This window comes from Pseudomonas sp. P179, assembly GCF_000478485.2.
GTDB classification, from domain to species: domain Bacteria; phylum Pseudomonadota; class Gammaproteobacteria; order Pseudomonadales; family Pseudomonadaceae; genus Pseudomonas; species Pseudomonas aeruginosa.
On sequence record NZ_KI517354.1, the window covers coordinates 851,497 to 876,851 of the forward strand.

General features: G+C 68.4%; 24 protein-coding genes. 12 read left to right on the top strand and 12 right to left on the bottom strand.

Features of this window, described 5'->3' with window-relative positions; translation table 11 throughout:
* Positions 1 to 55: 55 nt before the first annotated feature.
* A complete protein-coding gene (locus HMPREF1224_RS16615; RefSeq protein ID WP_003114749.1) occupies positions 56 to 1,486 on the bottom strand; it encodes an MltF family protein in 1,431 nt (476 codons plus the stop codon).
* Between the two features lie 246 nt (positions 1,487 to 1,732).
* Between HMPREF1224_RS16615 and HMPREF1224_RS16620 the strand changes: the two genes are divergently transcribed.
* The 5 genes from HMPREF1224_RS16620 (at position 1,733) to HMPREF1224_RS16640 (ending at position 6,794) form a co-directional block, all read left to right on the top strand.
* Entirely contained in the window at positions 1,733 to 2,536 is an 804-nt protein-coding gene (locus tag HMPREF1224_RS16620) for a TatD family hydrolase (RefSeq protein ID WP_003114747.1), read from the top strand.
* A gap of 138 nt (positions 2,537 to 2,674) precedes the next feature.
* Positions 2,675 to 4,147: a methyl-accepting chemotaxis protein gene (locus HMPREF1224_RS16625; RefSeq protein ID WP_003110283.1), complete on the top strand. Its 1,473-nt coding sequence runs from the start codon at positions 2,675 to 2,677 to the stop codon at positions 4,145 to 4,147.
* Between the two features lie 125 nt (positions 4,148 to 4,272).
* A complete protein-coding gene (locus HMPREF1224_RS16630; protein WP_003101677.1) occupies positions 4,273 to 4,632 on the top strand; it encodes an Mpo1-like protein in 360 nt (119 codons plus the stop codon).
* An 86-nt stretch (positions 4,633 to 4,718) separates the two neighbouring features.
* Positions 4,719 to 5,207: a putative pterin-binding protein gene (locus tag HMPREF1224_RS16635; RefSeq protein WP_003119860.1), complete on the top strand. Its 489-nt coding sequence runs from the start codon at positions 4,719 to 4,721 to the stop codon at positions 5,205 to 5,207.
* 9 nt (positions 5,208 to 5,216) lie between these two features.
* Complete coding sequence (locus HMPREF1224_RS16640) at positions 5,217 to 6,794, top strand: GGDEF domain-containing protein (RefSeq protein ID WP_003101679.1); 1,578 nt, start codon at positions 5,217 to 5,219, stop codon at positions 6,792 to 6,794.
* An 8-nt stretch (positions 6,795 to 6,802) separates the two neighbouring features.
* On the opposite strand, the gene HMPREF1224_RS16645 is transcribed toward HMPREF1224_RS16640, so the two are convergent.
* The 7 genes from HMPREF1224_RS16645 to HMPREF1224_RS16675 all read right to left on the bottom strand — a co-directional run bounded on the left by HMPREF1224_RS16645 (position 6,803) and on the right by HMPREF1224_RS16675 (position 14,239).
* Positions 6,803 to 7,600: an acyl-CoA thioesterase gene (locus HMPREF1224_RS16645; protein ID WP_010793173.1), complete on the bottom strand. Its 798-nt coding sequence runs from the start codon at positions 7,598 to 7,600 to the stop codon at positions 6,803 to 6,805.
* A gap of 80 nt (positions 7,601 to 7,680) precedes the next feature.
* Positions 7,681 to 8,451: a CHAD domain-containing protein gene (locus HMPREF1224_RS16650; protein WP_003117634.1), complete on the bottom strand. Its 771-nt coding sequence runs from the start codon at positions 8,449 to 8,451 to the stop codon at positions 7,681 to 7,683.
* Positions 8,448 to 10,454, bottom strand: a complete 2,007-nt coding sequence (gene tgpA, locus HMPREF1224_RS16655; RefSeq protein WP_010793174.1) for a protein-glutamine gamma-glutamyltransferase TgpA — start codon at positions 10,452 to 10,454, stop codon at positions 8,448 to 8,450. The genes HMPREF1224_RS16650 and tgpA overlap by 4 nt, the downstream gene beginning before the upstream one ends.
* Positions 10,451 to 11,404 (bottom strand): DUF58 domain-containing protein, encoded by a 954-nt coding sequence (locus HMPREF1224_RS16660; RefSeq protein ID WP_003101693.1) that lies wholly within the window; start codon positions 11,402 to 11,404, stop codon positions 10,451 to 10,453. Before HMPREF1224_RS16660 ends, tgpA begins: the two co-directional genes overlap by 4 nt.
* Positions 11,404 to 12,321, bottom strand: a complete 918-nt coding sequence (locus tag HMPREF1224_RS16665) for an AAA family ATPase (protein WP_003090974.1) — start codon at positions 12,319 to 12,321, stop codon at positions 11,404 to 11,406. The genes HMPREF1224_RS16660 and HMPREF1224_RS16665 overlap by 1 nt, the downstream gene beginning before the upstream one ends.
* A gap of 229 nt (positions 12,322 to 12,550) precedes the next feature.
* On the bottom strand, positions 12,551 to 13,249 hold the full coding sequence (pyrF, locus tag HMPREF1224_RS16670) for an orotidine-5'-phosphate decarboxylase (protein WP_003090975.1): 699 nt from the start codon (positions 13,247 to 13,249) through the stop codon (positions 12,551 to 12,553).
* A 96-nt stretch (positions 13,250 to 13,345) separates the two neighbouring features.
* The gene (locus tag HMPREF1224_RS16675; RefSeq protein ID WP_010793175.1) at positions 13,346 to 14,239 is read right to left on the bottom strand and encodes a LysR family transcriptional regulator; all 894 of its coding nucleotides are present in this window, start codon (positions 14,237 to 14,239) and stop codon (positions 13,346 to 13,348) included.
* A 45-nt stretch (positions 14,240 to 14,284) separates the two neighbouring features.
* Between HMPREF1224_RS16675 and HMPREF1224_RS16680 the strand changes: the two genes are divergently transcribed.
* Entirely contained in the window at positions 14,285 to 14,926 is a 642-nt protein-coding gene (locus HMPREF1224_RS16680; protein WP_003122518.1) for a DUF924 family protein, read from the top strand.
* A gap of 22 nt (positions 14,927 to 14,948) precedes the next feature.
* Here the strand turns inward: HMPREF1224_RS16680 and HMPREF1224_RS16685 are convergent, their stop codons facing one another.
* On the bottom strand, positions 14,949 to 15,839 hold the full coding sequence (locus HMPREF1224_RS16685) for a LysR family transcriptional regulator (protein ID WP_003090978.1): 891 nt from the start codon (positions 15,837 to 15,839) through the stop codon (positions 14,949 to 14,951).
* Between the two features lie 91 nt (positions 15,840 to 15,930).
* Between HMPREF1224_RS16685 and HMPREF1224_RS16690 the strand changes: the two genes are divergently transcribed.
* On the top strand, positions 15,931 to 16,401 hold the full coding sequence (locus HMPREF1224_RS16690; RefSeq protein ID WP_003101714.1) for a multidrug/biocide efflux PACE transporter: 471 nt from the start codon (positions 15,931 to 15,933) through the stop codon (positions 16,399 to 16,401).
* An 8-nt stretch (positions 16,402 to 16,409) separates the two neighbouring features.
* On the opposite strand, the gene HMPREF1224_RS16695 is transcribed toward HMPREF1224_RS16690, so the two are convergent.
* A complete protein-coding gene (locus tag HMPREF1224_RS16695; protein WP_003122517.1) occupies positions 16,410 to 17,321 on the bottom strand; it encodes a response regulator in 912 nt (303 codons plus the stop codon).
* Between the two features lies 1 nt (position 17,322).
* Positions 17,323 to 18,624, bottom strand: a complete 1,302-nt coding sequence (locus HMPREF1224_RS16700) for a sensor histidine kinase (protein WP_010793176.1) — start codon at positions 18,622 to 18,624, stop codon at positions 17,323 to 17,325.
* A 236-nt stretch (positions 18,625 to 18,860) separates the two neighbouring features.
* On the opposite strand from HMPREF1224_RS16700, the gene HMPREF1224_RS16705 reads away from it, so the two are divergent.
* Positions 18,861 to 19,028, top strand: a complete 168-nt coding sequence (locus HMPREF1224_RS16705) for a DUF2897 family protein (protein ID WP_003090984.1) — start codon at positions 18,861 to 18,863, stop codon at positions 19,026 to 19,028.
* A gap of 232 nt (positions 19,029 to 19,260) precedes the next feature.
* Positions 19,261 to 20,025, top strand: a complete 765-nt coding sequence (locus tag HMPREF1224_RS16710; RefSeq protein ID WP_003090986.1) for a CPBP family intramembrane glutamic endopeptidase — start codon at positions 19,261 to 19,263, stop codon at positions 20,023 to 20,025.
* Here the strand turns inward: HMPREF1224_RS16710 and atuR are convergent, their stop codons facing one another.
* Entirely contained in the window at positions 20,026 to 20,649 is a 624-nt protein-coding gene (gene atuR / locus HMPREF1224_RS16715; protein ID WP_003117641.1) for an atu genes transcriptional repressor AtuR, read from the bottom strand.
* A 253-nt stretch (positions 20,650 to 20,902) separates the two neighbouring features.
* Here atuR and HMPREF1224_RS16720 point away from each other — a divergent pair, with 253 nt between their 5' ends.
* The 3 genes from HMPREF1224_RS16720 to atuC all read left to right on the top strand — a co-directional run bounded on the left by HMPREF1224_RS16720 (position 20,903) and on the right by atuC (position 25,271).
* The gene (locus HMPREF1224_RS16720) at positions 20,903 to 22,705 is read left to right on the top strand and encodes an acyclic terpene utilization AtuA family protein (protein ID WP_010793177.1); all 1,803 of its coding nucleotides are present in this window, start codon (positions 20,903 to 20,905) and stop codon (positions 22,703 to 22,705) included.
* Positions 22,706 to 22,774: 69 nt separating this feature from the next.
* Positions 22,775 to 23,653: an SDR family oxidoreductase gene (locus HMPREF1224_RS16725; RefSeq protein WP_003090991.1), complete on the top strand. Its 879-nt coding sequence runs from the start codon at positions 22,775 to 22,777 to the stop codon at positions 23,651 to 23,653.
* Position 23,654: 1 nt separating this feature from the next.
* Positions 23,655 to 25,271 (top strand): geranyl-CoA carboxylase subunit beta, encoded by a 1,617-nt coding sequence (atuC, locus tag HMPREF1224_RS16730; RefSeq protein WP_003114738.1) that lies wholly within the window; start codon positions 23,655 to 23,657, stop codon positions 25,269 to 25,271.
* The last annotated feature ends 84 nt before the right edge of the window (positions 25,272 to 25,355 follow it).

The window sequence follows — 25,355 nt, forward strand, 5'->3', positions numbered from 1 at the left end:
AGATAATTCGATATTAAAACCGTAAAAAACGCGTTATCAATATCGAATTTATAGATTATTTTTGAGCCGTCGCCGTCTTCGCACGCACCCCGGGCTCCAGGCGAACCCGTTCGCGTTCATATGCAAGGTAGTACTTGTTGACGCTGCTGACATAACTCACCACACCCATGCCTATCTCTTCCGCAGCCACCCGCTCGACCTGGAAGAACCAGCGATTCGGATCGAGCCCCCGGCGACGCGCCTGGGTGCGCAGGTTCTGTACCCGCTCCGGGCCCATGTTGTAGGCCGCCAGGGTGAACGCCAGGCGCTCGCGTTCGTCGAGGTGCTTGCTGGAGAAGAACTGCTTGCGGATCTTGGTCAGGTAGCGACTGGCGGCCAGCACGTTGCTGTCCTTGTCGTGCACGTTGCCGACCCCGACGCTGCGCGCCGCCGCCGGGGTGATCTGCATCAGCCCGCTGGCGCCGCCGGAACCGCGCGCCTTCGGGTTCAGGTGCGACTCCTTGTAGGCCACCGCCGCCAGCGCCAGCCAGTCCATGCTGCTCTGCCGCGCGTAGCGCTGCAGCAGTGGACGGACCGCTTCCAGGCGCTTGCGGTCCGCCGCGCCGAGGGGGTTGCGGACCTTGTAGGCGCGCCGGTAGACGCGCTGGAAAGCCACGTCCTGGTCGGCCGGCGCGCGGTAGTCGGCGAGGAAGCGGTCGATGGTCGCGCGCAGGGTGCTGGCATCGCGGCGCACGTACCAGGCCATGTCGGCGCGATTGTCCAGCACCAGGTGGCGGTCGACGCGCAGCTTCGGCAGCACCTTGGCCCAGCGTTCGGCGATGGGCTGCTCGACCACGGTGAAGCCGAGGATGCCTGCCTGGACCATTTCCATCACATCCTCGACGGCCAGGGAAGCGTCCAGCTTTTCGATCCGGATCGGTGCCATGCGGCGTTGCGCCAGGCGCTGGTTGACCAGTTCGATGGCGCCCTCGGCGGCGCTGCCGGCCGGCAGCGGGATGGTCCGCCCGGACAACTGCTCCAGGCGCGTGTAGCGCCGGTTGCCCTTGCGCGCCACCAGCACCAGCGGCACATCGGCGCGCACCGGCGCGCTCGGGCTGACCTGCAGGCCGTCGTGCGCCGGCAGCAGTTCGCCGGGGGCGACCAGGTCGCCTTCGCCACGCTGCAGGGCGGCAAGCAACTGGTCCTTGGGCTTGGGTATGAGCTTGAGGGTGAGGTTCCGCGCGGACGGCGAACGGCTGTTGAGGTATTGCTCGAAGGCGCGCAGGCGACGGTACTCGACGCCGATCGGCTCGCCCTTCACCTCGCCCGAGCTGTTGCGGCTCTGGTTGACCAGCACCTTGAGCACGCCAGCGCGGCGGATGCTCGCCAGGTCGCGGGTCTCCGGCTGTTCCCTGTGCCAGTTGTCCGGCTGGCCGGTGATGCGCGCAGCCGCCGGCAAGGGTGCGAGCACCAGCAGGCAAAGCGAAAGCAGCAACAGACGCGTCATCCAGGTCTCCAGAGGCCAGGCTCGATGTCCCTCTCCGGGGGACCGGATCAATCAGAGCATGGCAGTCTTGGCAAGTTCCTCTCCGACAGCGGCTGCAAACGGAGGCATTGGGTAGATAATCCGGGCGCCGAAGAACCCGATCTGCGATTATAACGGATTGTTCTACAAGCGGTTTGCCACCCATCTCCCGGCGGGTCCGGCGCGATCGAGGGGGCGCCGCCTCGCTGCGAATTCCAGGAAGGCACCATGCAACTCATCGATATCGGCGTCAATCTGACCCACGCCAGCTTCGCCCCGGAACGTGAAGCACTGCTCGCCCGCGCGCGCGCCGCCGGGGTGGTGCAGATGGTCATCACCGGCACCAGCCTGGCCGACAGCGAACAGGCGCTGCAGCTCTGCGGCGAACTCGACGAGGGCGGCCGGCTGTTTACCACCGCCGGCGTCCACCCCCACGAGGCCAGCCACTGGAACGCCGACACCGCTCGCGGCCTGCGCGCCCTGTTCGACGACCCGCGGGTACGCGCGGTGGGCGAATGCGGCCTCGACTTCAATCGCGACTTCTCTCCCCGTCCGGCCCAGGAAAAGGCCCTCGAGGAACAACTGGCACTGGCCGTCGAGCTACAGCGTCCGGTGTTCCTCCACGAACGCGACGCCAGCGAGCGCCTGCTGGCGATCCTGCGCGACTTCCGCGAGCGCCTGCCGGCCGCCGTCGTACATTGTTTCACCGGCGAGCGCCGGGCGCTGTATGGCTACCTCGACCTCGACCTGCACATCGGCATCACCGGCTGGATCAACGACGAGCGCCGCGGCACCCACCTGCATGATCTGGTAGGCGAGATCCCGGTCGGCCGTCTCATGCTGGAAAGCGACGCGCCCTACCTGCTGCCGCGCAGCCTGCGGCCGAAGCCGAAGAACGGGCGCAACGAGCCGGCCTACCTGGTCGAGGTGCTCGACTGCGTGGCCCGCCATCGCGGCGAGAGCGCAGAGCGCCTGGCCGCTCACACCAGCGCCGCGGCGCGGGCGTTCTTCGGCCTGCCGACGATCGACTGAGATCGCCCTCAAGCTCCCGGCGGATCGGCCGCTAAGCTGACGAACGGTCTCGTTGACCCGCATCAACGATTGCCCCTTACTCAGCTTTCAAGATAATGGCGCCTTGCCATTAGCTTGCCGATAAGAAGAAATCCCCCTATGGGCACCTGGATCAGCGACATTCCACTGAAATACAAGTTCTGGGCCGTCAACGCGGTGGCCTTCTTCACCACCCTGCTGCTGGTGTTGTTCGCCATGCAGCAGGAAGCCGCCGGGCGCAACGCTTCCGCCCAGCGCGCCGCCGCCGCCGAGGGCGAGCTGGTTCAGAGCTGGCCAGCCGGCAGCGCCCTGCCCGCCCGCAGCAACCTGCTGCCGCTGGAACAGGCCGCGAGCCTGGGCGGCACCGCTGCCCAGGCGCTGGGCAAGGGGCAGGGTTGGATCGAGTTGTCCGGCGCGCGCCAGGGCGATACCCCGCTGCTCGGCGCCTGGGTCGGCCAGACCGGCTCCGGCCAGCGCTTCGCCGTGCTCGCCCCGGCCAGCGACCTGTGGCAGGTCTTCGCCGACCGGGCCGGCGCCTACGCCGTCGCCGTGCTGGTGCTGATGCTGGCGCTGCTGGCGGCCTCGCAACTGCTGATCCGCTTCATCCTCACCCACCTGCATACCCTCAAGGACGTGATGCTGCACGTCGAGAAGAGCGGCGACCTGTCCGCTCGCGTACCGCTGCAGGGACGCGACGAAGTCGGCCAGATGGCCAGTGCCTTCAACGCCATGCAGGCCGGCTACCAGCGCATCGTCGGCACCGTCGCCGCGGCCGCTACCAAGCTCGACGAAGGCGCCCAGGCGCTGGCCCGCAGCATGGGCCAGGTACGCCAGGGCATGCTCGGCCAGCAGAGCGAGACCGACCAGACCGCCACCGCGATCAACGAGATGTCCACCACGGTCTTCCATATCGCCCAGCACGCCGCCGACACCCGTGACCAGTCGCAGGAAGCCGACCGCCTGGCCGGCGCCGGCCAGCAGGCGGTGAGCCGGGTCAGCGCGTCGATCGCCGGGTTGTCCCAGGGCGTCCAGGACACCGCCGAGATGATCCAGAAGCTGGCCGAGGACAGCCAGAAGATCAGCGGCGTGGTCAACGTGATCCACGGCATCGCCGAACAGACCAACCTGCTTGCCCTCAACGCCGCCATCGAGGCCGCGCGGGCCGGGGAAATGGGCCGCGGCTTCGCCGTGGTGGCCGATGAGGTGCGCAACCTCGCCCGTCGCGTGCAGGACTCCACCGACGAGATCACCCAGATGATCCTCGCCCTGCAGTCGGGTACCCGCGACGCCGTGGAGTTCATGCAGGAAAGCTCGCTCAAGGCCGACGGTTGCGTCAGCCAGGCCGGCGACGCCGGCGAGGCGCTGGCGGCGATCGCCAACGCGGTGGCGCAGATGCGTGAAAGCAACACGCAGATCGCCGTCGCCGCGGAACAGCAGAGCCAGGTCGCGGAAGAGATGACCCGTTCGGTGGTGGGCATCCGCGACGTCACCGAACTCACCGTGCAGCAGACCGTCGAGTCGGCGGCCACCAGTCAGCAACTGGTCGACCTGGCGGGCGATCTGACCCGCGCCATCGGCCAGCTACGCCTCTGATCCGCAGGCGCACCTGCCTATCGCCCGGATAGGCAGGAATCATTCGCCGCGCTGCCGCACCCCGCCTAGACTCGACGACATGCAAGGATCCGCCCCGCGGGTCGCCGTCACGGAGTACCGAGAACATGGGCAAACGTCATCCCAACCTGCTCGCCTGGCAATGGCGCGGCTATGCCGCCAACCACCGCAACCCGACCAACCTGGTCCTGCACCTGATCGCCGTGCCGCTGTTCATCGTCGCTGCGATCCTGCTGCTCGGCGGCCTGTTCGGCCTGGACCTGCTGCAGGTGGTGCTCGGTGTCATCGGCATCGGCGCCGGCCTGGCGATCCAGGCCAAGGGACACGCGCTGGAGGAACAGGCACCCGAGCCATTCAGCGATCGGCGCGACGCTGTCAGTCGCCTGCTCGTCGAGCAGTTCGTCACCTTCCCCCGCTTCGTCCTCAGCGGCGCCTGGTGGCGGGCTTGGCGCGAACGGCATAAGTGACAGTTCGTCCGGGATTTTGCACAGCCCTTCAGTTTTAGCGCGACGCTGCCGATATAATCGACGGAATCCTGTCGTGGACCGACAACATGCCGTCAACGCGTCAATTAATCGTCTTTCTCTGTTGCCTGGGGCTGCCTCTTGCCCAGGCCGCGGAGCCCGTGCCGCTGGGCGGACGTCCGATCGTCACCCTGCAGCGGTCCGGCGACGCTCCCGTACGGCTGACCCTGTCCGACCTCGAAGCCCTGCCCAGCGAGACCCTGGAAGCCCAGCTCCCCGGCGAGGCCAACGCCCGCTGGCAAGGCGTGCGCCTCAGCCTGTTGCTGCGCCACCTGGACCTGGCGCCGCCCACGCGCCTGCGCGTGCTGGCGCTGAACGACTACTCGGCGATCATCCCGTACAGCGACCTCGACAGCTACCAGCCCATCCTCGCCTATCGCCGCAACGGCGCCTACATGGCGATCCGCGAACGCGGACCGCTTTTCATCATCTACCCGATGGCCCGCTATCCTGAGTTGAGAAACCAGGTCTACTACAACCGTACCGTCTGGCAGGTCAGCTCCATCACTCTTGAGTAAGTAACGGACATGACTGTGCCGCTGCTCGATCCGACAAAGCTGCGCCGGCAACGCCAGATCATGGGGCTGTTGCTCGGCCTGGTGCTGCTCATGGCGCTGATCGCCGGGGCTGCGCTGTGGCTGGCGGTGCGCCAGGCCCAGCAACTGGCCCAGCCGAACCTGCACAACGAGCTGTGGCAGACCTACTCGCTGCGCGCCGAACTGGATCGCACGCTGGACGCCGCGCGGCACACCGAGAGCGGCGAAGGCCAAGCCGACGACCTGGCGATCCGTCTCGAAGTCCTCGCCAGCCTGATCGCGCCGCTGCGCCGCCAGTCGTTGTTCAGGCATCTCGCCGAACCGCGTCCGGAGGTACAGGCCACCCTGCAACGCCTGATCGAGCTCAGCGATCGCTGGTCGAACCAGGCCCCCTGGGGCGATCCCGTCGCCGCGCGCCGCCTGGCCGCGGAGATCGTCCAGCAGGTTCCGCCCTTGCTCGAACCGACCCACCAGATCGTCGTTGCCAGCAACATCGCCCTGACCAACCAGTTGGACGTCGACCGCAAGCGCCTGCACCGGGCGTTCTACGCGTTGTTCTGGGCGCTGCTCGGGATCGGTGCCGGCGGTGCCCTGCTGGTGCTGCGCCTGGTCACCGACTTCAAACGCGCACAGCAACTGGCCGGGCATCTGATCGAGCTTAACGCCACCCTGGAGAAACGCGTCGGCGAGCGCACCCGCCAGCTCAGCGAAGGCAAGGCGCTGCTGCATTTCATCCTCGAGGCCAGCCCGAGCGACGTGGTCCTGCTCAGCGCCTGCGGCGCCAGCATCCATTACGTCAGCCCACGCCTGCTCAAGCGCCTGGGTTGCCAGGCCCAGGACGACTTCAACCTGCCCCGGCTGTTCGCCAGCACCAGCGAATACAGCCGCCTGCAGAACGCCCTGGAGGCGCGCGGCCAGGTGGATGGCTGGGAAGCCCAGCTATGCGGGGAAACGCCTTGCTGGGCGGTGATCTGCGCGCGCCACCTGGAAATCGACGGCGAGCCGGCGACCCTGATCTGGTGCTACGACATCAGCCGGCGCAAGGCCATGGAGCAGGAACTGCGCCTGCTGGCCAGCACCGATACCCTCACCGGCCTGCACAACCGCCACTCGTTCCTGCACCAGGCGGAACTCATGCTCAAGGCCGCCGAACGCTTCCGCCACCCCTGCGTGGCGCTGATGCTGGACATCGACCACTTCAAGAACATCAACGACAGCCACGGCCACCTGACCGGCGACCGCGCCCTGCAACGTGTCGCCGAGACCCTGCGCCAGGGCCTGCGCGAGGTGGACCTGCTCGGTCGCCTGGGCGGCGAGGAATTCGCCGCGCTGCTTCCAGAGGTCAGCCTGGACCAGGCGCTGGACGTCGCCGAACGGCTGCGCGCCGGCGTCGAGGCGCTACGGGTGAGCAATCCCGACGGCGAACCGCTGCGGATGACCGTGAGCATCGGCGTCGCCCTGCGCAGGGACGCCGGGGACGACCTGGAAAGCCTGCTGGTGCGCGCCGACAGCGCGCTCTACCAGGCCAAGAGCGGCGGGCGCAACCGCACCGAGTACGCGCCCGCCTGACATGCGCCTCAGCCGAACACCGTGACCATCTGCCGGCTGATCGCCAGCAACTGGCCGTCGGCGCTCCACATCCGCGCCGCCACGTGGCCGTAGCCGTCGCGCGCCTCCTCGATCTCCGCCAGGTAACGGCACCAGTCGCCGCTGCCCTGCTGCGGCAGCGGCTGGAGGAACTCGGCGGTCCAGGTCAGCGAGCTGGCCATCGCCGGGGTGGCCAGGTGCGGCAACAGCGCCGGCGGCCAGGAGTCGAGCAGCGCCAGCAGGTGGGAAACCTCCATGGGCTCTCCCTCGGGTTCGTCGCGGAAACGCATCCAGCCGCCCATCTGGCGCGACTTGTTCGAAGAGAACGGCAGGCCGCCCACTGCCCAGCGCATGGCGATGTAGCGAGTGAACTCCGGGGTCACGTTACGGATATAGGGCAGCTCCTGGCTCTCTTCGGGGCCCTTCATCCCGGCCGCCGGCAACGCTTCCACCGCCACCGCCGACGCGCGGGCGACGCCGAAACTGGCCTGGACCAGCGTCACCACCTGCTCGCCCTGACGGACCTCGACCTGTACCTGGCTCACCGCCTTGCCCTCGCGCAACAACCGGGCGCTGAAGCTCGCCGGCTGCTCGGGGGCCAGCGGTCCGACGAAGCTGACGCCGATGGAGCGCAACGGACGCCCCGCCTCGACCACCGCAAGCATGGCCTCGTAGGCCAACGCCACCACCAGGCCACCGAAGGTGGCGCGGCCCTGGCCCCAACTGGCCGGTACTACCACCGAGGAAGGGTCGCGGCGGACCGCCTGGATCAATTCGGAAAAATTCATGTGTGCCTCGCGAGGGGATTCGAGGGCCCATCTTAGGCGAGGCGATCCTTGGGAAAAAGCCGATCGGAATACCGGCGGCCTCAGTGCTCGGCAAGCGCCTGCTGCAATGTCGACAGGGCCCGTCCGGCACGCTCCCGGGCCAGTTCGAAGCGTGCCGTCCAGACCTCGCGCACGGGCGCCAGGTCCGGCTCGCGCTGGCATCGCAACAGCCACTGTTCGAGGTCGTGCCAATCGCCCAGCGCCGACTGGGCCGCCTTGAGCGGCGCCAGCAGCGAGCCGGGAATGCTGCAATCGTGCGGATAGGCCTCCAGCCCGTAGCGCACGCGCTTGATCCGTAGCCGTAGCGGGTGCCAGTGCTCATAGGTGGTGTCCGCCAGCTCGGCGCGCAGGGTCTTCCATTGCCGGCGCAGGCGCTTGCGCACCCGGCCGTGCAGGCCATCCAGCACGGCATGCCGCTGGGCCGTACGCAACAGGGCCGGCCAGACGTCCAGGCAAAGCTGCAGGCGGTGCAGCGGCTGGCTGGCGAGAACCGCCACGTAGCCGGACTCCAGCACCGGCCGGCGCACCGCCAGCGCATCCCGCAGCCCTTCGGCGGCGAGCGCCGGCAGCAGCACCTCCAGGTCGCGGATCGGCCCGCTGAGCCGCCCGACCTCGGCGGCGGCATGCTCCAGCTCCTCGACGCCGGGGACTCCGCGGATCGGCCGCAGCAGGCTGCGCAGACGGCGCAGGGCGATGCGCAGGTCGTGCAGTGCCTCGCCATCCGTGCGCGCCTCCAGGCGGGCGACCGCCGACATCAACGCCACCTGCTGGCCGATCACCTCGGCCAGCAGTTCATCGATGAACCCCGTCATGCCTGCTCCTCTCCCCGGCCATCCCGCGTGGGCGCGCGCACCAGGCGCCAGGGCAGCGCCCGGCGCAATGCGCGCAGACGCAACCCTGGATCATCGGCACCGCCATGTCCATAGCGTTGCGCTTCGAACGCGCCGACGAAGGCCGCGATGGCTGGCGCCTGCGCCGGCAGGACGCGGGCGGCGCGCTCGCCGTAGGAGCGTAGCCCTTCGCCGGGGGAACGGCGCAGGCCATGCATCTCCAGCAGGCGTTCGAAGCGGCGCAGTTGGCGGCTGCGCAGATCGCCACGGCCTTGCCAGGGCTTGAGCAGGAACAGCGCGAGCAGACCGACCGACAATATCGCCGCGGCACCGAGCAACAGGCCCAGTCGGGTCGGATCGAGCCCGCCGAACCAGCGCTGCAGGAAGGCGCCCTGCTGCTCACCCTGGTAGGCCAGGACCCAGCGTTGCCAGCCATAGTTCAGGCTGTCCCAGGCCAGACGCATGTCGTTGAGCCAGGGCAGGCCACGGTAGCGCAACGGCGACAGCGGTGCGTCGGCGAGGTACTCGCTGTCCCCGGCCAGGGCCTGCTCCAGCCCCTGTTCGATCCGTTCGGGCGCCACCTGGTAGGTCGGGTCGACGCTCAGCCAGCCCTGCTCCGGCTGCCAGTATTCGACCCAGGCGTGGGCGTCGAACTGATGCACCAGCAGGTAGTTGCCCGCCGGATTCAGCTCGCCGCCCTGGTAGCCGGCCACCACTCGCGCAGGAATGCCCGCGGCGCGCAGGACGAAAGCCATCGCCCCGGCGTAATGCGCGCAGAAGCCGCTGCGCGTGTCGAACAGGAAATCGTCCACCCCGTCGGCACCGGTCGCTGGCGGTTTCAGGGTGTAGGCGAAAGGCTCGCGGTTGAAGCGCTGCAACAGGGCCGCGACCAGTGCCTGCGGTTGCGCATGGGCCTGGCGCAGTTGCTCGGCCAGGGCGCGCGCGCGCGGATTGCCGTGCATCGGCAACTGCAGGTTGCGCCAGCGCATGCGCGGATCGATGCTGGACTCGCGCAGCGCCTGTGGCCAGGAACTGGCTCGGTAGAACAGACGTTGCTCGACCGGCTGCCGTCGCTGCAGGTGGAAATCGCTCATCAGGCGCGTGTCGGTCTGGTCGGTCTGCGCCACGTCGAGGGCGAACAGCCAGGACTGCGAACTGGGCTGCATGATCACGTCGTAGCGCAGCTCGGGGCCACGCTTCTGCCAGTGCATAGCATCCTCGCCCGACCATTGCGGCGCCTGAGCCCAACGTCGTCCGTCGAAACGCTCCATGGTCAAGGCGCGCCAGTAGAGCTGCTCGCGCGGCGGCGGTGCGCCCTCGAAGCGGACCCGGAACGCCAGTTCGGCGGAGCGCCCAAGCTCGGCGATATCCCCTGGCGCCATGCTCTCCGAGAGTCCGGTGACCCCCTTGTTGCCGGGCATCGGCAACGACCACAGCGGCCCCAGGCGGGGGAAGAACAGGAACAGCAGGAGCATCAGCGGCAGCGCCTGCAGCAACAGCCCGCCGGCCAGCCGCAGGGTCGGCCAGGGCCGGCTGGCGAAAGCGCTCTGCTGCAAGCCGATCAGCGCCGCCAGCAACGCGGTCACCGGCAGCAGGCTGTACAGCGCGGCGAGGAAACCGTCGTCGAACAGGTAGCCCACCACCACTGCGAAGAAACCGAGGAACACCAGTACCAGCGCATCGCGGCGGGTCTTCATTTCCACCAGCTTGAGGATGAACGCGGCGATCAGCAGCACCGCCCCCGCGTCCAGGCCCACCAGGCTGCCGCGCGACAACCAGACCCCGGCCCCGGCGAGCAGCGCCAGGGCCAGCTTGACCCAGGCGCGCGGATAGCCGGCACGCATGCGGAAGACCTGCACCCGCCAGGCCGCGCAACCGAGCCACATGGCCGCGATCCACAGCGGCATGTAGGCCAGGTGCGGCAGGATCACCAGTACCTGCGCCACCAGCAGCCAGACCAGCGCGACCCGCGGAATCGCGTTCATCGCGCCGCTCCGAACAACGCCAGCGCACGCAGGCAGGCCTCGCGCTGGGCCTCGCCGCTGGCCGGTTGCAGGCGTGTGCCGGGCAGCGCCAGGCCATAGGGCTGCTGCCGCGCGGAGAGTTCCAGGACTGCATGGCACAAGCGGCCCAGGCGACTTTCGAGATCCCCGCCGAGGCGCTCGAATTCCAGCCACAAGTCTTCCCCACCGAGCGCGGCGAAGTCCTTCACCAGCAGCCCCTGGCCACGGGAAAACGCCTTCCAATGCAGGCGCCGCCGCGAGTCGCCCGGCTGGTAGGCGCGCAGTCCCTGGTAGTCGTCGACGCCCGCGCTCGCCAGCGCGCGCCCCTGGTCCTCGGCATCCTCCGCGCCCGGCCCGAGGAACGGCTCGCCGGCCAGCGGCCGAGGGTAGACCAGCGCCTGCTGGCGCAGGTCGACCCAGCTCCAGGCCACCAGCAGGCCGAGGGGAAAGCGACTCTCCACCCGCAGGCGCCCCGGCCGCAGCCAGCCGCGTCGCTCGGTCGGGTGGAACAGCAGCACCTCGGCAGCCGCGTCGCCTGCCAGGTCGGCGTATTCCAGCGGCCGCTCCGGCCAGCCGACGGCGATGGCCTGGCGCGCCCGCCGCGGGCTTTCCAGGCGCACCCGGAAACCGGCGCGCTCGCCGGCGAACACCGGGTCCGCTCCCAACGCGGTGAGGCGCAGGCCGGCAAGGTTGCGATAGGTATGGAGGATGGTCACCACGCCCAGGGACAGCAGCAGGAAGGTCAACCCGTAGGCCAGGCTGTTCTGGTAGTTGATCGCCGCCAGCAGCATCACCAGCAGCGCCAGGCCGAAAGCGCCGCCCTGGCGGGTCGGCAGGATGAATACGCGGCGCTGGTTCAGCTCGACGCTGCTCGCCGGCGGTATCCGCCGGTTCAGCCAGCGCTGCCAGCGCGGCCAGTTGCGCAGGCGCATCAGAGCGCCGGGACTTCGCGCAACAGCCATTGCACCAGCGCGCCGCCACCGTGCCCGGTGGGGTCCGCCTGGTCGCGCAGGCGATGCCCGGCGACCGCCGGCAACACCGCCTGGACGTCTTCCGGAATCACATAGTCGCGTCCCGCCAGCAGCGCCCAGGCACGCGCCGCGGCGAGCAACGCCAGGCTACCGCGCGGCGACAGGCCGAGGGCGAAGGCCGGCTGCGTGCGGGTCGCTTCGACCAGGCGCAGCACGTAGTCCACCAGCGCATCGCTGGCGCGGACCTTCGGCACTTCGGCCTGGAAAGCGGCCAGCGCCGCGTGGTCGAGCAAGGGTTCCAGGCGCGGCAGCAGATCGCGCCGGGCTTCGCCGAGCAACAGCGAGCGTTCCGCCGCGCGTCCGGGGTAGCCCAGCGACAGGCGCATCAGGAAGCGATCCAGCTGCGATTCCGGCAGGGAGAAGGTGCCGCCCTGGCTGGCCGGGTTCTGCGTGGCGATGACGAAGAACGGTTCCGGCAAGGGCCGGGTGGCGCCCTCGATGGTCACCTGGCCTTCTTCCATCGCCTCGAGCAAGGCGCTCTGGCTTTTCGGCGTGGCGCGGTTGATCTCGTCGGCAAGCACCAGTTCGGCGAAGATCGGCCCGGGATGGAAGACGAATTGCCCGCTGTCCTTGTCGAACACCGAGGTACCGAGGATATCGCCCGGCAGCAGGTCCGAGGTGAACTGGATGCGCTGGAAACTGAGCCCGAGCACCCGCGCCAGGGCATGGCTGAGGGTGGTCTTGCCCATCCCCGGCAGGTCTTCGATCAACAGGTGCCCACGGGCCAGCAGGCAGGCCAGGGCCAGGCGCACCTGGCGGTCCTTGCCCAGGAGAATCTCATCGACCGCCTTCAGGCAGGCTTCCAGGGTGTTCAGCATCCCGACCTCGCGTTTCCGGGGAAAACAGCGATCCTACTGGCCTGGGGCCAGCCGGCAAGGCACTTGCAATTTTTCCTCACGAAACTGTGAAACCGTTGCCACCGGTACTTGCCGGAGTGCCCGCTACAAGCCTAGACGCTGGGGAGGGACAGGCGCGGATGATGCCTGCGCCAGTCCGGCTCGACACGGCGCGCGACGGTCGCCGACGGCAGGCGTGGGGGAAGCCGCCTCAGCCCAGTTCGGCGACGATCGCCGCCAGCGCCTTGGCCGGGTCGGCGGCCTGGCTGATCGGCCGGCCGATCACCAGGTAATCGGAGCCGGCGTCCAGGGCCTGGCGCGGGGTGAGGATGCGCCGCTGGTCGTCCTGGGCGCTGCCGGCCGGGCGGATGCCCGGCGTGACCAGTTGCAGGCCCGGATGGGCGGCCTTCAGCGCCGGCGCTTCCTGGGCCGAGCAGACCAGGCCGTCCATGCCGGCCTTCTGCGCCAGGGCGGCGAGGCGCAACACCTGCTCCTGGGGCTCGATGTCGAGGCCGATGCCCGCCAGGTCCTCGCGCTCCATGCTGGTCAGCACGGTCACGCCGATGAGCAACGGCCTGGGCCCGCTGAAGGCCTCCAGCGTCTCGCGGCAGGCGGCCATCATGCGCAGGCCGCCGGAGCAGTGCACGTTGACCATCCACACGCCCATCTCGGCGGCGGCCTTCACCGCCATCGCCGTGGTGTTCGGGATGTCGTGGAATTTCAGGTCGAGGAACACCTCGAAGCCCTTGCCACGCAAGGTCTCGACTATACCCGCGGCACAACTGGTGAAGAGTTCCTTGCCGACCTTCACCCGGCACAGTTTCGGGTCCAGCTGATCGGCCAGCGCCAGGGCGGCCTCACGGGTGGGGAAATCCAGGGCGACGATGATGGGGGACTGGCAGGCGGACATGGGCTCTCTCGCGGCGAATCGAAAACGGCGCGCATTGTCGCAGAATCCGGCCGTTTGCCGTAGCCCGGAACGCGCCGGGGAGATGAACGTCGTGGACTAGAGGCGGGCGCGGAGCAGTTGCTCCAGCCAGTCGACGAATGCCCTGACCCGCCGCGACAGATGCCGCCGGTGCGGATACAGGGCGTACGCCGGCATCGCTTCGGCCCGCCACTGCGGCAGCACCTCGCGCAGCTCGCCGCGTTGGAGGTACTCGCGCACGTCGTAGGCAGGGATCTGGATCAGGCCCAGTCCGGACAGGCAGCAGGCGATGTAGCTTTCCGCGTTGTTCACCGTGACCCGGCTGCGCAACGCGCGGGTCAGGGTGCGCCCATCCTCGCGGTACTCCCAGGGCAACACCCGGCCGCTGCTGGGCGAGGCATAGTTGACCGCCCAGTGCCGGTCGAGGTCGGCTGGCGTCCGTGGCTCGCCATGCTCTTCCAGGTAGGCGGGACTGGCGCAATTGATCAGTTGCATCTCGCCGAGGCGTCGCGCCACCAGGCTGCTGTTGCCCAACTGGCCGACCCGCAGGACGCAGTCGACGCCCTCCTGCACCAGGTCCACCGAACGGTCGCTGGAGCCCAGTTCCAGTTCGATGTCCGGATGCTGGCGGAAGAATTCCGGCAGCGCCGGGGCGATCAGCAGTCGCGCCACCCGGCTCGGCACGTCGACCTTGAGCCGGCCGCTGGCGCGGCTGCCGTCGTGGAACAGGCTCTCCAGCTCCTCCATGTCTTCCAGCAGGTGGCGGCAACGCTCCAGCACCACGCTGCCGTCGTGGGTCAGCTGGACCTGCCGGGTGGTGCGATGCAGCAGCCGGCTGCCGAGTTGCGCTTCGAGCTGCTGGACCGCCGCCGAGACCGTCGCCCGCGGCATGTCCAGCAGGTCCGCGGCCTTGGTGAAGCTGCCGGTTTCGGCAACGCGCAGGAACACGCGCATGCTGTCCAGACGATCCATGGGCAGGCCCCTTCTCTCTATTCGGGATGGCTGGACAGTCTATCCATGCCACCTACGTTTATCCAAAGAACCCGGACCAATAGCCTGGAGTCCCTACTCTACTTCCTGGATCCGCAGATGCCCCATGCAGCGCTTTTGCTTCCTCCCAGCGCGTCCCCGCTGCCGGAAGTGGTCGGTTTCTGGCGCGATGCCGGCCCTACCCTCTGGTTCGCCAGGAACGCCGATTTCGACCGGCGCTTCCGCGAGCGCTTCGCCCACCTCTACGAGCTTGCCTGCGCCGACGCGCTGCGCCCGGCTGCCGATGAAGCCGAGGACCATCTCGGCCTGCTGTTGCTGCTCGACCAGTACCCGCGCAACGCCTTCCGTGGAACCCCGCGCATGTACGCCAGCGACGCCCAAGCGCGGCGCTGGGCGGAGCGGGCTCTGGGACAAGGCCTCGACCGCCAGGTCGGGGACGCGCTGCGGCTGTTCTTCTACCTGCCGTTCGCCCATGCCGAGAACCTTGCCGACCAGGATCGCTCGGTAGCGCTGAACCACGGACTCGGCCAGCCCTTCCTCGCCCACGCTCGTGAGCATCGCGAGATCATCCGCCGCTTCGGGCGCTTTCCCCATCGCAATCCGATCCTCGGTCGCCCGTCCAGCGCCGAGGAACTCGCCTTCCTCGCCGCCGGCGGCTTCGCCGGCTGAACCGGGGCTCAGCCGGCCCTCCCTAGATAGGCAGGTCGCGATCCAGCAAGCGGTCCAGCAACCAGTTGGCCGCCGGTCCCAACGGCCGCTGCCGCGACCAGACCACGTCCACCGCCTGGCTGCGCGGCCAGCCGGACACCGGCAACTCCTTCAGCCGTCCGTTGGCGTAGCCGCTGACCAGCCAGCGCGGCAGCTCGGCCCAACCGAAGCCGTGGGTGGCCATTTCCAGCAGCAACAGGTAGTTGGGCGCCGACCAGCAGCGCCCGCCGCTGGACGGCAGGCCGTCGTTGATCGCCGCGCCGGTCTCGCTATAGGTGTTCAGGCGCAGCAGACGCCATTCGGAAAGGTCGCGCTCGCTGACCCGCTCCAGGCCCGCCAGCGGATGGTCGACGGCGGCGAACAGGCCGAACTCGGCACGCTCGGCGACCGCCGCCACGCCCAGCTCCGGCGGGTAGTGCGGCTGCGCGGCGAGCAGGCCGAGGGTGGCGCGGCCGCGGCTGACCTGGGCGATCACGTCCTGGTCCTCGGCGATCAGGCATTCGAACTCCAGCTCAGGGTAACGCTCGTCCAGTTCGGCCAGGCGCGCCTCGTAGCGCGCCGAATGGTAGGTGTCGGATAGCGCCAGGGTCACCCGTGGCTCCGAGCCGCCGGCGAGCAGCGCGGCGACCCGGCGCAGGCGGTCGGATGCGCCGAGGACCTCCTCGACCCGTCCCAGCAGGGTGCGCCCGGCCTCGGTCAGTTGCGGCTGGCGGCCACTGCGATCGAAGAGTTCCAGGCCGAGGTCGATCTCCAGCCGGGCAATGGCCTCGCTGACGGTCGACTGGCTCTTGCCCAGCTTGCGCGCGGCGGCGCTGAAGGAGCCGAGGGAAACGGCCTGGACGAAGGCCTCGAGGGATTCGGGCGACAAATGCATATCGGTTTTTCCGATGGTATCCAACTTAACCCTATCCCAAAGACCGATGACAATACAGCCCGACTTCAACGACGAACCGGGAGCGTTCGCCATGACCCACACCCACACCGCCCTCGACAAGACTCTCAAGGAGCGGATCTTCCACGCCCTGGCCTTCGAGGGCCTGGCCGTCCTCCTCACCGCGCCGGTGCTGTCGCTGGTGATGAACAAGCCCCTGGCGCACATGGGTGCGCTGACGCTGATGTTCTCCACCGTGGCGATGCTCTGGAACATGCTCTTCAACAGCCTCTTCGACCGCGCCCAGCGGCGCATGGGCTTCCAGCGCACCCTGCAGGTCCGGGTGCTGCATGCGATGCTCTTCGAGCTGGGCCTGATCGTGGTGCTGGTACCGCTGGCCGCCTGGTGGCTGTCGATCGGACTGGTCGAGGCGTTCCTCCTCGACATGGGCCTGATCCTGTTCTTCCTGCCCTACACCATGGCCTTCAACTGGAGCTACGACGTCCTCCGCGCACGCCTGGTGGAAAGCCGCCAGGCCAAGGCCGCCGGTTGCGACGCCGGCTAGGCCGGCGTTCAGGCCGTCAGCCGCTCGCGCAGGCGGCCGAGCATGCCGAGCAGGCTGCCGACCCGTTCCTTCTCGCGCTCGTCGCGCGGCACCTCGGCCAGCCGGTCGACCTCCGGCAGGCTTCGCCCGCGCCACAGCAAGGCCTGCTCGGCGGCCGCCTTCAGGCCTTTCTCGAACAATCCCCTGCGGATCGGCTTGGGCAGGTAGCGGAATATCTGCGCCTGGTTGATCAGTTCGAGCAGGGCCTGGGTGTCGCGGAACGGCGTAACCACCAGGCTGAGCAGGCGCGGATGGGCCTGGGCCAGGGATTTCAGCAGCGGCGCGGTATGCTCCCCGGCCAGCTTCAGGTCGCTGACCAGCACCTCCACCGGTTCGGTGTTCAGCCACACCAGCGCCTCGGCCAGGTTGCGCGCGCGCAGCAGGCGATGCCCGCCGGCATGGCAGAAGGCCCCGACGCAGTCCAGGGTTTCCGGGTCGTCGTCGAGCAGCAGCACGCTCAGCGGCGCCGCCAGCGTGGCCGCGGGCGGCGCCGGCAGGCCCTGGCGGCTGGCGATCTCCGCCGCCTGGCGCAGGGTGAAGGCCATTTCCTGGGGATTCCAGGGCTTGGTCAGGTAGCGGAAGATGCCGCCATCGTTGAGCGCGTCGACGGCGGCATCGAGGTCGGAATAGCCGGTGAGGAGAATCCGCAGGGTCTCCGGATAGCGCTCGCGAGCCTGCGCCAGCAGCTCGGCGCCGCTCATCTGCGGCATGCGCTGGTCGCTGACCAGCACCTGTATCCGTTCCGTCTTCAGGCGCTCCAGGGCGCGCCGCGGGTCGCTCTCGGTGAACACCTCGTAATGGCGGCGGAACTGCATGGCCAGGCTGCGCAGGATGCGCTCCTCGTCATCGACGAAGAGAATGCGGACGGGAGATGGGCTCATGTCAGGCGCTCCGTTTCAGTTCGCGGGCCTGCTCTCGCGGCAGGCTGATGAGGAAGCGGGTTCCGCGGCCCGGTTCGGAGGCCACGCGGATGGTCCCGCCATGTTGCTGGATGATCTTGTAGCTGATCGACAGGCCGAGCCCGGTGCCCTGCCCCACCGGCTTGGTGGTGAAGAACGGGTCGAAGATCCGCCCGAGGACCTCGGCGGGCATGCCCTTGCCGTTGTCCTGCACGGAGAGGAACACCTGGCGCTCGTCGGCCCAGCTCTTCAGCAGGATGCGGCCGAAACGCTCCATGGCCTGCGCGGCGTTGGTCAGCAGGTTCAGCAGCACCTGGTTGATCTGCGACGGCGCGCAGGCGATAAGCGGCAGCTCGCCGAGCTGGCTGCTGATCTCGGCCTTGTCCTTGATGGCGGTGCGGGCGATCAGCACGGCGTTGCGCACGCAGTCGTTGAGGTCGACCTCCTCGCTGAAGGCGCGGTCCAGGCGGGCGAAGTCCTTGAGCCCGGAAACCAGCTCGCCGATCTGGCCGAGGCCGTAGCGGGTATCGACGAACAATTGCCGCAGGTCCTCGCGCAACTGTTCGACGGCGGCTTCGCGGCGCACCGCGTCGGCCGCCTGCAGCGCCTGCGCCAGGCGCGCTTCGTCGCACTGCGGGTCGCCCAGGCAGTCGACCAGCGCCGCCTGGGCATCGGCCAGGCGCAACAAGGGATCGCTCAGCTCCTCCAGCAGCGCCAGGTTGTTGCCGACGTAGCCGAGCGGCGTGTTCAGCTCGTGTGCGACCCCGGCCACCATCTGCCCGAGCGAAGCCATCTTTTCCGACTGCACCAGTTGCGCCTGGGACTCCTTGAGGTCCACCAGCGCTTTGCGCAGCACCCGGTTGCGCTGGGCGATGCGCGCCTCCATGGCCTTCAGCAGGTCGAGCACGGTGCCCAGGCCATGGTAGCGACCCTCTTCGTCGACCAGGGCGAAGTCCTCGGTGATCGGATACTGCAGGCGACCGGTGACCTGCTGCGCCGCCTCTTCCAGGCTGGCGCCGAGGGAGACGCTGAGGGGCGCCCGGTTCATGACGTCGCGCACCGGATGGCGGCCCCAGAGGTCGCGGCCGAAACGCTGCATGAAGATGTCCTGGAGGGTGTAGCGGCTGACCAGGCCGAGGACCCGGCGCTCGTCGTCGACCACCGGCAGCGAGAGGAAGGCACGGTGCTCCGGCATCAGCAGGCGGTCGGCGACGTCGCTGATGCTCATCGCCGGAGTCAGGGGTTCCACCGGGCGCAACAGACGGGACAACGCGCTCGGAGACATCGGCAACCTCTCGCTGGCAGGCCCGGACGGGGCAATGAAGGGATACCCGCCAGTTAAGCAATGTCAGATTGCCAACATGTGACAGGCATCACGCCGGCCAGGCTCAGCGTTTTCTCCGCCCGCAACTTCCGAGCGCCGCCGGGAGTCTCAACCACAGGGCCTCGCGCCGGAGCGTTGTCTGACAGAAAGGCAAACCCGGCGTATGGTGAACATTCATATCGATGAGGGAGAACAACATGCCCTGGTACGCCTGGTTGATCATCGTCCTCGCCCTGGGCTCCATCGTCGGCGGACTCCTGCTGCTACGCGACTCGGCGAAGAAGCTGCCGTTGAGCGAGGAACAGCTCAAACGCATCCATGAACGCAACGCCGAGCTGGACGCGCAGGAGGCGAAGGACCGCTGAACCTATTGGCCTGCCGGCGGGTCACTAGGTCTCGTAGGAAAACCCCGGCGGGCGAAAAACCGGCGAGGCGAAGGCTCGCGGGGCGGAGTCATGCGGGCCGCGCGTGGTTTTTCCTGCGCAACCTGGGGTTCGTTCCCCGTGTGTTTCCCTCTGGCAGAAGGTTCGTTCCTTGCGCTTTTCCCATCCGCGGGTCGAAATGCCTTTAGAATCCCTCCTTTAAACGGGAGGCTGCATGCTCGGGCGTCTGATACCGCTTCTACCCATTCTGTTCCTGCTCGGGGGCTTCTTCACCGGGCACATCGCGCTGCTGACGGCGGTCATCGTCCTGCTCTACATCATCTGGGTGACCTACGCCGAGCGCTGGCTGCCGACCCTGCTCTGGTGGCCGGTGAGCCTCGCCGCCAGCGCCCTGATCGCCATCCACTACCTGCCCGGCTTCATTCCCCTGCGCCTGTTCCCCTGGGACCTTGCCAGCGCCAGCCCGCCGATCCAGATGATCTGGCTGCCCTGGGACAAGGCCCTGGTCGCCCTTACCCTGCTCGCCTGGTGGCTACGCCGGCCGAAGCAGCCGCTGGTGTCGCTGGATATCACCGCGCTGGCCTTCTGCCTGACCTTCTTCGTGGTGCCGCTGCTGTCGATCATGACCAATGCCGCGAGCTGGCAGCCGAAGTGGCCGGATGCCTTCTGGTGGTGGCTGGTACTGAACGTCGGGGTGGTCTCGCTGGCCGAGGAGGCGTTCTTCCGCGGCCTGCTGCAAAGCCAGTTGATCCGCTGGTTCGGCGCCTGGCCGGGAATCATCGTCGCGACCCTCGCCTACGCCGCGCTGCACCTGCTGGTGAACCCGGTGTATGCGCTGCTGGCCGGGATCGCCGGGCTGGGCTACGGCATGGTCCTGCACTTCAGCGGGCGGCTGTCGCTGGCGGTGCTGCTGCACGCCTCGATCAACACCCTGCACTTCCTCCTGCTGAGCTACCCGTTCCGCCTGATCTCCGAGTGATCAGGCGTCCTTGATCACCAGCGCCAGGGCCTCCTCGGCGAGCTGGTCGAGACTCATCGGTCCTTCCGGACGGAACCAGGTGGTGGTCCAGGACAGCGCGCCGGTGAGGAAGCGCCGCAGGATGAACGGATCGCCCTGGCAGTAGCCGGCCAGCCGCGCCTCCCCCAGCACGTCCAGCCACATCTGCTCGTAGATGTCGCGCAGGCCGAGGATGTACGCCTGGCCTTCGGCGGACAGCGAGCGCCACTCGTAGACCAGCACCGCCATCGCCTCGCCGGTACCGCCCATGATCGATTGCAGCTCGCAGCGGATCAGTCCCAGCACCCGCTCGCGCAGGTCCTCGGCGTCGGCCAGGGCGGCGCGCATCAGCGCGGTGTTGTAGAGGATGGTCTCTTCCATCACCGAGCGCAGGATCTCGTCCTTGCTCTTGAAGTGATGGAAGATGCTGCCCGACTGGATGCCCACCGCGCTGGCCAGGTCGCGCACCGTGGTGCGTTCGTAGCCTTTGCTGCGGAACAGGTGGGCGGCGGTCTGCAGCAGCTTGCCGCGGGCGCTTTCCGGATCGGTGAGCTGTCCGGTAGCCACCAGCTCCAGCATCACTTCCCGGGCTTTCTGATCGTCCAACGCTGAGTACCCCTTTTCCGGATCGTCGGCGGCTCGGTGCCGCTCATCCGCGCGCCCGGCCGCTCCGTATTTGCCGACCGGCCTCGGGATTGCCCCGCAAGTGCTTGTCGGCATTCATGAAATGTATGCCTGCGAAGACGACCGAGCAAGCGCTTGGGTAACAGCCGCGAAGGGATTTGTTTCTGCCCCCTTCTCAACCAAGCGCTTGCTTGGTAATGTCGCCCCACACTTCCGCCGTCACGGGTCAAGAACAATGCAAAAGACCGTACGCATCGGCTGCGCCTCGGCCTTCTGGGGCGACACCTGCACCGCGGCCGCGCAGCTGGTGCGCGGCGCGCCGCTGGACTACCTGGTGTTCGACTACCTGGCCGAGATCACCATGTCGATCATGGCCGGCGCCCGCCTGAAACAGCCGGACGCCGGCTACGCCACCGACTTCGTCGAGGTCCTCGCACCACTGCTGGGCGAGATCGCCGAGAAGAAGATCCGCGTCATCAGCAACGCTGGCGGGATCAATCCGCAGGCCTGTGCCGCCGCCCTCGCCGCGGCCTGCGAGAAGGCCGGGGTGCAGCTGAAGATCGCCGTGCTCCATGGCGACAACCTGCAAGCGCGCCAGGCCGAACTGGCCAAGGCCGGCATCCGCGAGATGTTCAGCGACGCGCCTTTCCCGCCGATGTGCGTCTCGCTCAACGCCTACCTCGGCGCGCCGGGCATCGTCGAGGCCCTGCGCCTGGGCGCGGATATCGTGATCACCGGCCGGGTGGTCGACAGCGCGGTGGTCAGCGCCGCCCTGGTGCACGAGTTCGGCTGGGCCTGGGACGACTACGACCGACTGGCCCAGGCCGCCCTCGCCGGGCACATCGTCGAATGCGGCGCGCAATGCACAGGCGGCAATTTCACCGACTGGGAGCAGGTGCCGGACTATGAGCACATCGGTTTCCCCATCGTCGAGGTCGAGGCCGACGGGCGCTTCGTGGTGACCAAGGCGCCCGGCACCGGTGGCCTGGTCAGCGAACTGAGCGTCGGCGAACAGATGCTCTACGAGATCGGCGACCCACGCGCCTACCTGCTGCCCGACGTGGTCTGCGACTTCACCGAGGTGCGCCTGCGCCAGGTCGGACCCGACCGGGTCGCGGTGGAAGGCGCGCGCGGCCTGCCGCCCACCGACCGGTACAAGGTCAGCGCCACCTATCCGGACGGTTTCCGCTGCACCGCCAGTTGCCTGATCGCCGGCATCGATGCGCTGAAGAAGGCCGAGCGGGTCAGCCAGGCGATCATCGCCAGGACCGAGGAAATCTTCTCCGAGCGCGGCTGGGAGCCCTACCGCGAGGTCAACGTCGAACTGCTCGGCAGCGAAGCCACCTATGGTCCCCATGGGCGACGGCAGGACAGCCGCGAAGTGGTGGTCAAGCTGGCCGTCCGGCATCCGCGCAAGGAAGCCCTGGTGCTGTTCTCCCGCGAGATCGCCCAGGCCGCCACCGGGATGGCGCCCGGCCTGACCGGCATCGTCGGCGGCCGGCCGACGGTGTATCCGGTGATCCGCCTGTTCTCTTTCCTGATCGACAAGGCGCAATGCGCGTTGAGCGTGGAGATCGACGGCCAGCGCCATCCGCTGGAACTGCCCGTCCTCGAAGCCTTCGATCCGGCACGATTGGCCGAGGCGCACCAGCCGCCACGCCCGGAGCAGCCCGCCAGCGCCAGCGTGCCGCTGGTGAAGCTGGCGGTGGCGCGCTCCGGCGACAAAGGCAACCACAGCAACATCGGGGTCATGGCGCGGCGCCCGGAGTACCTGCCGTGGATCGCCGAGGCGCTGGAGGAAGGCGCCGTGGTGGACTGGATGCAGCATGTGCTCGACCCGCAGACCGGCCGGGTCGGCCGCTGGTACCTGCCGGGCAGCCACAGCCTGAACTTCCTGCTGGAGAACGCCCTCGGCGGCGGCGGCGTCGCCAGCCTGCGCATCGACCCGCAGGGCAAGGCCTTTGCCCAGCAGTTGCTGGAGTTTCCGGTGGCGGTGCCGCAGGCGCTCGCCGACGCGCTGGAAACGCAAGGCAGATAACCACAACCAGGAACGGCGAATGCGGCGTTCCGCTGCCCCTCTACGGGATTCATCGGAGTCACCAGAACAATGAGCTACGACTCGATCTTCCGACCTGGCCTGTTCGACGGCCAGACCATCATCGTCACCGGCGGCGGCAGCGGCATCGGCCGCTGCACCGCCCACGAGCTGGCGGCCCTCGGCGCCCACGTGGTGCTGGTCGGACGCAAGGCGGAAAAGCTGGAGAAGACCGCCGGCGAGATCGTCGAGGACGGCGGCAGCGTCAGCTGGCACGCCTGCGACATCCGCGAGGAGGAAGCGGTGAAGACGCTGGTGGCGAATATCCTGGCCGAACGCGGGACCATCCATCACCTCGTCAACAACGCCGGCGGCCAGTATCCCTCGCCCCTCGCCTCGATCAGCCAGAAGGGCTTCGAGACCGTGCTCCGCACCAACCTGGTCGGCGGCTTCCTGGTCGCCCGCGAAGTGTTCAACCAGTCGATGAGCAAGACCGGCGGCAGCATCGTCAACATGCTCGCCGACATGTGGGGCGGCATGCCCGGCATGGGTCACTCCGGCGCCGCACGCTCGGGCATGGAGAATTTCACCAGGACCGCCGCCGTCGAGTGGGGCCATGCCGGCGTGCGGGTCAACGCGGTGGCGCCGGGCTGGATCGCGTCCAGCGGCATGGATACCTACGAAGGCGCGTTCAAGGCGGTGATCCCGACCCTGCGCGAGCACGTGCCGCTCAAGCGCATCGGCAGCGAGTCGGAAGTCGCCGCCGCCATCGTCTTCCTGCTCTCCCCCGGCGCCGCCTTCGTCAGCGGCAACACGATCCGCATCGACGGCGCCGCCAGCCAGGGCAGCCGCGCCTTCCCGCTATTCAAGGGCAAGCCGGGACAGAGCCGCGCGTACAACGGCTTCCACCGCGCCTACCTGCCCGACGTACTGAAGGACCAGGAGGACTGACATGCCCGCGATCCAGTCGGAACTCGACGTCAACGGCGAGGACTTCGCCCGCAACCGCGAGGCCATGCTCGCCGCCGTGGCCGGCTTCCGCGAGTTGGAGCAGAAGGTCCTGGACAAGGCCGCCGAGGCCAGGCCGAAGTTCGAGAAACGCGGCCAGTTGCTGCCGCGCGAACGCCTGGCGCTGCTGCTCGACCCGGGCGCGCCGTTCCTCGAACTGTCCTCGCTGGCCGGCTACAAGCTGCACGACGACAAGGACGGCACCCAGGCCGGCGGCGGGATCATCGCCGGGATCGGCTACATCGCCGGGGTGCGCTGCCTGGTCAGTGCCAGCAACAGCGCGATCAAGGGCGGCACCATCTCCCCGACCGGGCTGAAGAAGACCCTGCGCCTGCAGCAGATCGCCATGGAGAACAAGCTGCCGGTGGTGACCCTCACCGAAAGCGGTGGCGCCAACCTCAACTACGCGGCGGAGATCTTCGTCGAAGGTGCGCGCGGCTTCGCCAACCAGGCGCGGATCTCCGCCATGGGCATTCCCCAGGTCACCGTGGTGCATGGTTCCAGCACCGCCGGCGGTGCCTACCAGCCGGGGCTGTCGGACTACGTGGTGGTGGTGCGCGGCAAGGCCAAGATGTTCCTCGCCGGGCCGCCGTTGCTCAAGGCCGCCACCGGCGAGATCGCCAGCGACGAGGAGCTCGGCGGAGCCGAACTGCACGCGCAGGTCGCCGGCACCGCGGAATACCTGGCGGAAAACGACGCCGACGGCGTGCGCCTGGCCCGCGAGATCGTCGGCATGTTGCCGTGGAACGCACAACTGCCGGCGCGCCCGGCGCGTTCCTGGCGTGAACCGCTGTACCCGGTGGAGGAGCTGCTCGGGGTGGTTCCGGCCGACCCGAAGAAGCCCTACGACGTCCGCGAGATCGTCGCGCGCATCGCCGACGGCTCCGAGTTCCTCGACTTCAAGAACGAGTTCGACGGCCAAACCGTCTGCGGCCACCTGCGCATCGAGGGCCACGCCTGCGGCCTGATCGGCAACAACGGACCGATCACCCCGCAGGGCGCGGCCAAGGCGGCGCAGTTCATCCAGCTCTGCGAACAGAGCAACACGCCGCTGCTGTTCCTGCACAACACCACCGGCTTCATGGTCGGCACCGAGTCGGAGCGCCAGGGCGTGATCAAGCACGGCTCGAAGATGATCCAGGCGGTGGCCAACGCCCGCGTGCCCAAGCTGACCCTGGTGGTCGGCGGCTCCTACGGCGCCGGCAACTACGCGATGTGCGGACGCGGCCTCGACCCGCGCTTCATCTTCGCCTGGCCGAACAGTCGCACCGCGGTGATGGGCGGTGCCCAGGCCGGCAAGGTACTGCGCATCGTCACCGAGGAGAAACACGCCAAGGAAGGCAAGGAAGCCGATCCGAAGATGCTCGAGATGCTGGAAACCGTCACCGCGCAGAAGCTCGACAGCCAGTCCACCGCGCTCTACGGCACCGCCAGCCTATGGGACGACGGCCTGGTCGACCCGCGCGACAGCCGCAGGCTGCTCGGCTACCTGCTGGATATCTGCGCGGAAGCCGAGGCGCGGCCGCTGAAGGGCAACAGCTTCGGGGTCGCGAGGTTCTGACTGAAACAGGCGAGCCGGCGACAGCCCCTCTCCCCGCTCTCCCTGAAGGAAGAGGGTTGGGAGAGAGCAAGCGGATCCTGCCGG